This window comes from Staphylococcus sp. 231237_7MaSpsaltlick (assembly GCF_043107035.1).
Map to the genome: position 1 here is coordinate 46482 of NZ_JBICNX010000023.1, position 9745 is coordinate 56226.

Sequence of the window (9745 nt, forward strand, 5' to 3'; positions counted from 1 at the left end):
TTAGCGCAATATCTTCCATGCAAATGTAAGCGCACACATAAATAAAAGACTTCACTTAAATTTTCACGTATAATTGTTTTAGCACTAGGTGTTAAAAGTAAACTTAGAAATGAGGTTAATATATGTCGAAAGTAATTAAAGAAATACATAAAGCTTTTGAAAGTTTAGATGATGGAATGACTGTTCTAGCAGGAGGATTTGGATTGTGTGGCATTCCAGAACATAGTATTGAAGCAATTCGTGACAAAGGTACGAAAGGGTTAACGGTAGTTAGTAATAATTGTGGCGTCGATAATTTTGGTTTAGGTCGTTTACTAGAGCATAAACAAATTGATAAAATGATTAGCTCTTATGTAGGGGAAAATAAAATTTTTGAACAGCAACTTATTAGTGGAGAATTAGATGTTGAATTAACGCCCCAAGGAACGTTAGCTGAAAAATTACGTGCTGGTGGTGCAGGGATACCTGCTTTTTATACTAAGACAGGTGTTGGTACACAAATTGCTGAAGGTAAAGAAACACGCGATTTTGATGGAGAAACATATTTAATGGAACGCGCAATTAAAGGTGATTTTGGAATTGTAAAAGCGCAAAAAGCAGACACTTTTGGAAATCTTGTCTTTGAAAAGACAGCTCGAAACTTTAATCCGTTATGTGCAATGGCAGCTACAACAACAGTAGTTGAGGTAGAAGAATTAGTTGAAGTAGGTGAAATTGATCCGGATGAGGTGCATATGTCTGGTATCTATGTAGATTACATCTATTTGGGTTCACATTTTGAAAAAAGGATTGAGAAACGTACGTTTAAGGAGGTTAACCATGGATAAGCAATTACAACGTAAAAAGATTATTAAGCGTGCAGCGCAAGAAATTAAAAGTGATATGGTGATTAACTTAGGTATTGGTATGCCTACCTTAGTAGCAAATGAAATAAACGATCACGTAGAGAATGTTTATTTTCAATCGGAAAACGGATTGCTAGGTATCGGTCCATATCCTACAGAAGCAGAAATTGACCCAGACTTAATTAACGCAGGTAAGGAAACAGTAACGGCTGCAAAAGGCGCATCTTATTTTGATAATGCTGAATCGTTTGCCATGATTCGAGGAGGTCATATTGACTTAGCTATTCTTGGTGGTATGGAAGTTTCAGAATCAGGTGACTTAGCAAATTATATGATTCCTGGAAAGTTAGTAAAAGGAATGGGAGGGGCAATGGATTTAGTTGTCGGTGCACAAAAGGTTGTCGTTATTATGGATCATATGAATAAGCATGGAGTATCTAAGATTAAGACTCAATGCGAACTACCACTGACAGGTGCCGGTGTGGTGAATACATTGATTACTGATTTAGCTGTATTTAAATTTGAGAATGGTGTTATGAAACTTATTGAATTGCAACCTGATACGACGTTAGAGCAAGTAGAAGCTAGTACAGAGGCATATTTTGAAAATGAATTAAAGTAGGTGGAACAATTTTGGTAAAAGATAAAGTGACGATTATAACAGGCGCAGCTAGTGGTATAGGGTTAGGTATTGCCAAAGTATTTTTGGAAAATGAAGCAAAAGTAGTATTAGCGGATTTAAATCAAGAAAAGCTCTTTGAAGAAACAGACAAATTGAAAGCCCAAGGCTATGATTGTATAGCTATACAAGTAGATGTTACAGACGAAGGGGCAGTGAAATCAATGGTTGAGCAAACTGTCGCATATTATGGACGATTAGATATCTTGTTCAACAATGCTGGTTTGCAACACGTTGAAAGTATCGAGTCTTTTCCTACAGAAAAATTTAGACAGATGATAGACATCATGTTAACAGGAAGCTTTATCGGAACTAAATATGCATTGCCTATTATGAAGCGACAACAATTTGGTCGTATTTTGAATATGGCTTCGATTAATGGTGTTATTGGTTTTGCAGGAAAAGCGGCATACAATAGTGCGAAACATGGAATTATTGGCTTAACAAAAGTAGCAGCATTAGAAACAGCGACAGCTGGTATAACAGTCAATGCAATTTGTCCTGGCTATATAGATACACCCTTAGTGCGTAATCAAATGGCAGATTTAGCAAAAGACAGAGGCGTTGAGGTAGAACAAGTGTTAGAAGAGGTATTGTACCCGCTAATCCCACAAAAACGTTTGTTAGATATTAAAGATATTGCAGATTATGCTTTATTCTTATGTAGTGATAGTGGTAAAAGTGTAACAGGGCAAGCGGTTCTTATAGATGGGGGCTACACAGTACAATAATTTAATATTAGGGCAATTTATTTTTAAATCAATGATAATTTCCAATTGAAATATGTTACGTTAATGTTAACAGCGTAAAGTTTAATTGGAGGTAAGTTGATAATGAAAAATTCAGAGGCAAATGATAATTTCACCTTGTTTGCTAGTTCTATAGCTTTTGCTGTACTTTCTGATATTTTAGATAAACAAATTTATACAAAAATTCTCACAGCAATCATGATTTTAGTATTGATTTTTGTAGTGATTCGAAATCTTAAATTCACTTTATACCATATTAAAAATGAGAACCCGAATATTCAAACATTTATTAGCGTGAAAGTTGATTATTGGCTACTATTTGTTCGAAACCTTGTGATTTATGGTTTTTTAGCTTCATTGTTTTTTGTAACAGCTTATCTTAATGGGCGTACAATGTGGCTTTCAATATTAGCATTAGTAATAGTTATTATTGCATTTTTTATAGTTATATCTAAATTTGAAGATAAAACAGATATTATTAATAGTGAAGAAAATCATACAGATTAGAGGTGGCTTATGCGTTATATAGATGCACAAGAACAAGCAAAGTTGTTAAATATGGAAGAGATTGTTGATGCAGTGGCAGAATCACTAAAAGCATATTCTGAAGGTAAGACAAATACCCCACTGCGTTATTCATTACCTTTTAATGAAGATAATCGCTATCTCGTTATGCCAGCACTTTCGGATGAGTTAAAGATTGTAGGGCTTAAGACTGTGACAGTAGCTCCTAATAATACAAAAATTGGTAAAAATACCATTGTTGGCTCCGTTATTCTGTCGGATTATGAAACAGGGGAGACATTAGCTGTTTTAGAAGGATCTTATTTAACTAAGATTAGGACAGGTGCTATTTCTGGCGTGGCTACGCGATATCTTGCACGAGAAAATGCGAAAACACTGTGTGTAATCGGTACTGGAGACCAAGCACAAGGACTTATAGAAGCGGTATTAGCCGTTAGAGATATAGAGCGTATACAATTTTACAATCGTACTTATGATAAGGCAGTTAACTTTTCTAAACAGATTGAAAAAGACCATGAACATTTAAATCTAGTTGTATGTGATGATGTTGAAACAGCTATAGCAGATGCAGATATCATCGTAACAGCGACAAATGCACAAGCACCTGTATTCAAACAACGCCTAGCGCAAGGTGTACACGTAAATGCGGTTGGCTCATTTAAACCAGATATGCAGGAGTTACCCTCTCAAGCGATTGTGGATGCAGATAAAGTGGTGGTTGAAGCGGTAGAAGCAGCACTGGAAGAAACAGGAGATTTGATCAATCCAGTATCAGAAGGTGTGTTTGGCCGAAACCATCTGTACGGTGAACTTGGACATATCGTTGCTTCAAAGTTAGAAGGGCGCGTGTCTGAAGATGAAATCACGATATTTAAATCTGTAGGTGTTGCCATTGTAGATATTGTGGTCGCAAATTACTTTTATCAAAAAGCGATAAAATCATAATTAAAGTTTAAAAAGTGAGCTAAGGCAAACTTTATTGTCTTATCTCATTTTTAATATATAGTAATATACTGAATTTTAAGATTTTGTAATAACTCTTTTTTTAATAAAAGTCGCTTTTTCGTCATATAATAACGATAATTTATTACAGCAATAGTGCTTTTATCTATCATAGAACAGATAAAAAATTTAAAAAATGATGATAAATTGTAAAAAAACAATAACTTAACCTTTAAAAAAACATAGTATATTATAATTGATATTTTATATCTATGAAGGAGGTTAAAGTGAAACAAATATTAGTTGTATTATTCATTTTTATTTTAATACTATCTCAACCTGCCTATGTATTTGCTGAGTCGTCTATTGATGTAACAAGGGCGCATGGTAATAGCATAAGTGATTTTTATCAACCTAAAGGTAGCATTATAGCAGACAGTCAAACAGGTAGAATATTATGGGAAGAGCATATTGATAAACCATGGAGACCTGCAAGTATGTCTAAACTAATGACTTTATCAATTGTATTAGAAAAAATTCAAGATGGTACTTTATCCATGGATAAAGCGGTGACCGTAACTGCAGATGATGAACGTTTTAGTCATCACCCGTTACTAAGTAATAATATCATGCATAAGGGAACGCAATATACTATAAGAGAACTTATCAATTTACTAATTGTACCTAGTTCTAATGTCGCAACACGTATGCTCATGCAACAGATAGAGCCTGACACAGGTAAATTTGTAGCAATGATGAACCAAAAAGCTAAAGCGCTTAAGATGGAGCACACCCATTTTACCAATCCATTTGGCGCTGAAAATCGTAGTATAGGAAAAAAATATTTACCACCTGGTAGTAACTTAGATGATGACAATTCGTCGACCCCGAGAGATTTTGCTAAACTGGCTTTTTATATAAAAAATACATACCCATATATAACGGCTTTTACAAAACATATTACGTATACCAGTAAACCCAATACTCCATATGAAGAACATTTTCATACGTATCATCATTCATTGGAAGGCGATGTTCATGAATATAAAGGGACAAACGGATTGAAGACTGGGTCGAGTGATAAAGCAGCATACAACTACACTGCTACAATAGACAGAGAGAACTTTGGGCTCGTACAAGTTGTTATGGGAGTAGGACATTGGGATGTTGATGATTCAGAGTATAAACGTCACGTTATCGGTAATGCTTTATTAGATAAAGTGTATAATCGATTTGAATATAGAGAAGTTATGCCTAAAGGTAAACAATATATCAATGGTAAATGGTATGACGTGGCAACACCCTTGCATGATGTCGTTGAAAAGGGACAACAAATTAAGTTTGAAGTTAAAAATAACCAATTATTAGTTGCGGATACTAAGCGACAATATCTCACAAGTGATATGAAACAACCAAGTGTCATGGTGACACCCCTTAAACAAAATTATCTACATATAGCAAGTCAATATGGATGGTATTTATTAATTGCGCTGTGCTTAAGTGTTGTTTTATATATATTTATTAGAACTAGAAAAAACACAGATAAAATGAAATAGGTTATGTAAGTAATAAAACGTTCAACCAAAATTAAAAAAACTCCTAGAGTTAAACTTTAGGAGTCTTTAATGTTTAATTATTTAATTGAATTCATACCTTGTTTCCATGATGGATATATTAATTTCCCACCTTGATTTTTGAATTTAGTATTATCAGCACCACGTTCATGTGATTCTGAAGTTTGAATATTGATTTCAGGGTTCACATTTAATAAGCCTACATACCATTCTGCCCATACATCACCTTTGACTGGCTCATCATCTACGATATTATAAATACCGGATTCAAAGTTTAATGCTTGAATTGCTACTTCTACTGCGTCATCAATATGAATAAATGATTGTATACCATCAGTCATTGTGACCGTTCCTTCAATAAACGAGTTATAAATCATACCATCTTTACCGTACCATGTACCTGGGCCGTATAGTAAGCCGTAACGAAGTACAACATGTCACTTTTCTTTTTATATTGTAGTAATTTTCTTTGTTAAATTGCAAAAAGTTTCGCTTATATTTGAATATCACTTTACTTGGTATATTAGAAAAGTAACATTTAAAAACAAAAAGCATCCCACATTAGTTTGTAGGATGCCATATATGCTAAGAAAGATAGCTCTAGGCTAGGAAACTATAATTAGATAGCAACAATAAAGGTTAAAAGTATACAAAACAATATACTTATAAATTGATTTGTATACTATTTATAAAATGAATTAAACCAACAAGGCCATTAAAACTTTTAAGTAACAACGATACCTAAAAAAATCTGAGTAAAATAATACCAATAATTATTAAAACAATTCCTATGGATTTACGGAAAGTTATTTTGTTTTTAGGTATACCAAGCAAACCAAACTGATCAATAATTAAGGCCATTAGCATTTGCCCTAACATACCAGCTATAGTTGTAAGCGCAGCACCTAAGTAAGGCATTAAAAAAATATTAACAGTAATAAAAATAACCCCAAAAATCCCTCCAACAAAATAAAAGGGATTAAGTTTTCCATGCTCTTTATCATTGTTTTTTAAAGAGAAATTTCTGTTTGTTAAAATTTTAATTAGTAATAGTGTAATAAAACCTACCATAAAAGAAATTAAAGAAGCCATGATTGTAGAATCTAATTGTTGGCCAAGCTGACTGTTAATAGTAGTTTGTAAAGGTGGACAAAAACCGAAAATAAATCCTAAAAACAACCATACATATAAATATAAACTTGATTTCTTTTTATTTGGATTTCTTACATAATTCATTAAAACAATACCTAAAATTAATAAAATAATACCTACAGCTTTAAAGAATGTAAAAGGTTGAACGGATGCTCCTAGCCAACCAAACGTATCGATAATAACTCCCATAATCATTTGGCCTGTTAAGGTAATAACAACAGTTAAAGAAGCGCCTAATTTAGGTAATAATAGTAAATTTCCGGTTAAAAAGATAACACCTAAAAGTCCCCCAGTAATCCAATAAAAATTTACTGATTGCTGTTCTATATAACTAAAAGTTAGCATAGTTGGGTTTAATAGTAGATTGAGGAATATTAGAAATACAGTTCCTACTGCAAAAGAAATTGTAGATGCATATATCGGTGATTTTGTATACATATTCAGTTTTGAATTGATAGATGTCTGAAAAGGGATAAACATCCCGCCAATAATGCCAATAAAAAATAGCCCAATTAACATTTTTACCACGCTTTCCATAATATAAGAATTTAAATTTTTAAATCGTAATCATTGGTTAATTAGTCTTGTAGTAAAATTATATAGGTAGTAGTATATTTTTTTATAATTCTTAATAGAAGATATTAATTATCTTCTTCAAGAACAAATGATATCCAATGTCCGAATTCACATGCTAAATGCATTTGATGTTGCCTTATCATTGAATTTGGTAAAATACCTGGAAATTCAACGAGAGCTTTAAAACGAAAGCCATCATTTTCTTTTTTAATTTGATGTCTCATTCCACCAATAATAGTGCCGTTATTTAATTTTGCAACGCCAGGGAGTTCAATGTCATAATCTGATGATTTTTTGGATTTTAATTTACTTTCATCATAGTAGTGAGCAAAAAATCTTGTTGGCAAGGGTGAACCACCTGTTAACTCAAGCACTTCTTGAACTTCTGAAGTTATCCCTTGTAGCACATAGTGATCTGGATTAGAACTAATATTCATAAAATCATGGTTTTCATTTTTTTCCATCATAATTTGATTTATAGATGTCATGACTTGCTCAGGATTTAGACTGCTATTAGGAACAAATATTTCTGCGATACTGAATTTTCTTTTTCCGAACGAGAGTTTTTCAGCGATCATGGACATAGCATTACCTATTGTATATCTCTTTTTCATCACATTTCTAATCTGGTCAAAACCTAATTCCATTTTTGCATTTACAATTTCGTTTCTCATCGCATTAATATCTTTGTTTTTTTTCAAAGCTGAAAAATTCTTTTCGAATTTTGCGTTAGCTTTTTTGTTTAAGTATTTGTGAGTAGCTGCTAATCTTTTGATCTCCCATTCCTTTATTTCATTGAATGTTAATTCATTTCCGTTAACTGAAAAAATTAATCTATTTTCTTTAATCATTATTAATCCTCCTAAGCATTTGATTACTCTTTATAGTAGACAATTTGACTAGTGGTAGCTAGTAATTGTCCCTCTGCCGTCCATAATTCTGCTGTTTGATCAAAATATCCATTGTAAAATTGAAACGCACGGGCGTAACCTAAGACTTCCTTATCACCATGTTTTTCTAGGACTTTGGAATCAGTATGGAAATAAATGGTAAGAGATACTGTACCGATAGGTACTAAGGCATTTCTTTTAACATAAATACGTGGGAAAAATGCATCACACATAGCTGTTAATGATATAAAATCAATGTTTCTTTTGGGGTTGTCTTTCATCCACTGAACCGTAATAGAGTCAGAAGGATCGTCTGAACTTGATGCAGAAAACATTTTTGGGATTCCTTTGATGATTCTTATGTCATAGTTATCTAACCAGGGAGGCATCTCTCCAAATTGAATAGGTTTTATATATTCTTCGGATGGAACATTTGGGAATTTAGCTTCTAAAGAGGACCAAGTCTCTCTTCGATTAGACAAAACTGCAGTTCCTGTAATGACAACTTCCTTATTTTGAAACATTTCAACGAACCAATGTTGTGTAGAACGGTTTGTTCTAATTGGAGTTGATTGGATACTTAAATTCCCAGCTAGAACGGGAGCTGCATAATTGATAGTTAAAGATATTGGTTCTCCAATACATTTGGGATGTTGTATTATAGATTTTAGAATTGTAGATGCTGTTATACCACCGTATTGTCCAACCATATTTGCGTAACGTTTTGATGTACGTCCATAATAAATGTTAGATTTTCTAAATAGTTCTGTAGCTCTATCCAATGGATGACGTTGTTCATTAGAGTCCATAATAAAGCCCCTTTCTTTTAATGTACTTATAAGTATATGCTTAATTTTTTATTTATATAAATAACCTCTTATGACATTGATATCTTAAAAGGTATCAATGTCATAAGAGGTTTGCCAGAATTAAAATTCGACTTAAGTTTTATTATAAGACAAAAATATGATTTTGTTTTATTCTTGTACTAATTCCTTGATAAACATTTTAAGCTGCTTTTTGGTTATTTTATGATCTTTTAAGCAAATACCCATAACATCCCCCAGACCAAAAGCGAAAAAACGCGCATATAATCTAGGATAAGTTGAATTGTTGATTTGTTTAGATAGACCACTAGACATTTCGTGTCCTCTTTTCAGTATTACATTTGCTAGTGCTTCGTTGATAGCTTGATTAGGGTTACCAAATTTATCTACCGTATTAATAAATATTCTTCTTCTAGGGTAAATAAAATCAACAAAACAATCATGAAATGGTTTATTTGAATGTTCTTTTAAGTAATCTAAAAATAATATGCCTAAGTAATCTGTGAATTCATTTAACAAATCATATTTATCTTCAAAGTATCTATAAAAACTACTTCTATGAATCATAGCTTTTTCACAAATATCATTAACTGTAATAGAATCAAGCATATGGGTGTCCAATAGATCTTGAAAAGCTATAATAATAATTCTTTTGGTTCTTTTTTGCGATAGGGACACATAATACCTCCTAATCAACACGTTTATTTAATTATTAAAGAATGTATAGATAATAACGGTTTTTATCATTTATTATAATATATTTATTTCTTTTATCACTTTTTCTATAAAATTAGATAGTTCAAATATTTGTTCTGAATTCCCCCCATGTTTACGGACAGATAAAGTATTGTTGCTTACCTCATCGTCACCTATAACAATAGTATAGGGCACTTTTTTAACTTGAGCATTTCTAATTTTATAGCCCATTTTTTCCTCACTTTTATCAACATTAACTCTTATACCTTTAGATTTTAGTTGTTTTTTAA

Annotated in this window: 11 protein-coding genes and 1 pseudogene; 6 read left to right on the forward strand and 6 right to left on the reverse strand. The window is 32.4% G+C overall.

What is annotated here, in order from left to right; genetic code table 11:
• Nucleotides 1–122: 122 nt before the first annotated feature.
• The 6 genes from ACF91D_RS25175 (at nucleotide 123) to ACF91D_RS25200 (ending at nucleotide 5296) form a co-directional block, all read left to right on the forward strand.
• Nucleotides 123–827 (forward strand): CoA transferase subunit A, encoded by a 705-nt coding sequence (locus ACF91D_RS25175; protein ID WP_101093900.1) that lies wholly within the window; start codon nucleotides 123–125, stop codon nucleotides 825–827.
• Entirely contained in the window at nucleotides 820–1467 is a 648-nt protein-coding gene (locus tag ACF91D_RS25180) for a 3-oxoacid CoA-transferase subunit B (protein ID WP_039068571.1), read from the forward strand. The genes ACF91D_RS25175 and ACF91D_RS25180 overlap by 8 nt, the downstream gene beginning before the upstream one ends.
• Nucleotides 1468–1478: 11 nt before the next feature.
• On the forward strand, nucleotides 1479–2255 hold the full coding sequence (locus ACF91D_RS25185; RefSeq protein ID WP_101093901.1) for a 3-hydroxybutyrate dehydrogenase: 777 nt from the start codon (nucleotides 1479–1481) through the stop codon (nucleotides 2253–2255).
• A gap of 102 nt (nucleotides 2256–2357) precedes the next feature.
• On the forward strand, nucleotides 2358–2780 hold the full coding sequence (locus ACF91D_RS25190; RefSeq protein ID WP_039068569.1) for a hypothetical protein: 423 nt from the start codon (nucleotides 2358–2360) through the stop codon (nucleotides 2778–2780).
• 9 nt (nucleotides 2781–2789) lie between these two features.
• A complete protein-coding gene (locus tag ACF91D_RS25195; protein WP_069792818.1) occupies nucleotides 2790–3743 on the forward strand; it encodes an ornithine cyclodeaminase family protein in 954 nt (317 codons plus the stop codon).
• Between the two features lie 284 nt (nucleotides 3744–4027).
• Nucleotides 4028–5296 carry a DUF1958 domain-containing protein gene (locus ACF91D_RS25200; protein ID WP_052253443.1) on the forward strand — a complete coding sequence of 423 codons (1269 nt, stop codon included), beginning with the start codon at nucleotides 4028–4030 and terminating at the stop codon, nucleotides 5294–5296.
• Nucleotides 5297–5373: 77 nt separating this feature from the next.
• Here the strand turns inward: ACF91D_RS25200 and ACF91D_RS25205 are convergent.
• The 6 genes and pseudogenes from ACF91D_RS25205 to ACF91D_RS25230 all read right to left on the reverse strand — a co-directional run.
• Nucleotides 5374–5751: pseudogene (locus ACF91D_RS25205) on the reverse strand (NAD-dependent epimerase/dehydratase family protein); the annotation flags it as partial.
• 304 nt (nucleotides 5752–6055) lie between these two features.
• Nucleotides 6056–6985, reverse strand: a complete 930-nt coding sequence (locus ACF91D_RS25210) for a DMT family transporter (protein ID WP_069792815.1) — start codon at nucleotides 6983–6985, stop codon at nucleotides 6056–6058.
• A gap of 122 nt (nucleotides 6986–7107) precedes the next feature.
• On the reverse strand, nucleotides 7108–7893 hold the full coding sequence (locus tag ACF91D_RS25215; RefSeq protein ID WP_327621081.1) for a hypothetical protein: 786 nt from the start codon (nucleotides 7891–7893) through the stop codon (nucleotides 7108–7110).
• Nucleotides 7894–7916: 23 nt separating this feature from the next.
• Nucleotides 7917–8741: a thioesterase family protein gene (locus tag ACF91D_RS25220; protein ID WP_052253442.1), complete on the reverse strand. Its 825-nt coding sequence runs from the start codon at nucleotides 8739–8741 to the stop codon at nucleotides 7917–7919.
• Nucleotides 8742–8909: 168 nt separating this feature from the next.
• Nucleotides 8910–9437, reverse strand: coding sequence for a TetR/AcrR family transcriptional regulator (locus ACF91D_RS25225; protein ID WP_052253441.1), 528 nt, complete (start codon nucleotides 9435–9437; stop codon nucleotides 8910–8912).
• 72 nt (nucleotides 9438–9509) lie between these two features.
• Nucleotides 9510–9745 (reverse strand): His/Gly/Thr/Pro-type tRNA ligase C-terminal domain-containing protein (locus ACF91D_RS25230; RefSeq protein WP_327621080.1); only part of this gene is annotated, 236 nt, incomplete at its 5' end.

Coding starts and splice junctions, on each gene's coding strand:
- ACF91D_RS25175 (WP_101093900.1), top strand. CDS start 123: ATGTCGAAAGTAATTAAAGAAATACATAAAGCTTTTGAAAGTTTAGAT.
- ACF91D_RS25180 (WP_039068571.1), top strand. CDS start 820: ATGGATAAGCAATTACAACGTAAAAAGATTATTAAGCGTGCAGCGCAA.
- ACF91D_RS25190 (WP_039068569.1), top strand. CDS start 2,358: ATGAAAAATTCAGAGGCAAATGATAATTTCACCTTGTTTGCTAGTTCT.
- ACF91D_RS25195 (WP_069792818.1), top strand. CDS start 2,790: ATGCGTTATATAGATGCACAAGAACAAGCAAAGTTGTTAAATATGGAA.
- ACF91D_RS25210 (WP_069792815.1), bottom strand. CDS start 6,985: ATGTTAATTGGGCTATTTTTTATTGGCATTATTGGCGGGATGTTTATC.
- ACF91D_RS25215 (WP_327621081.1), bottom strand. CDS start 7,893: ATGATTAAAGAAAATAGATTAATTTTTTCAGTTAACGGAAATGAATTA.
- ACF91D_RS25220 (WP_052253442.1), bottom strand. CDS start 8,741: ATGGACTCTAATGAACAACGTCATCCATTGGATAGAGCTACAGAACTA.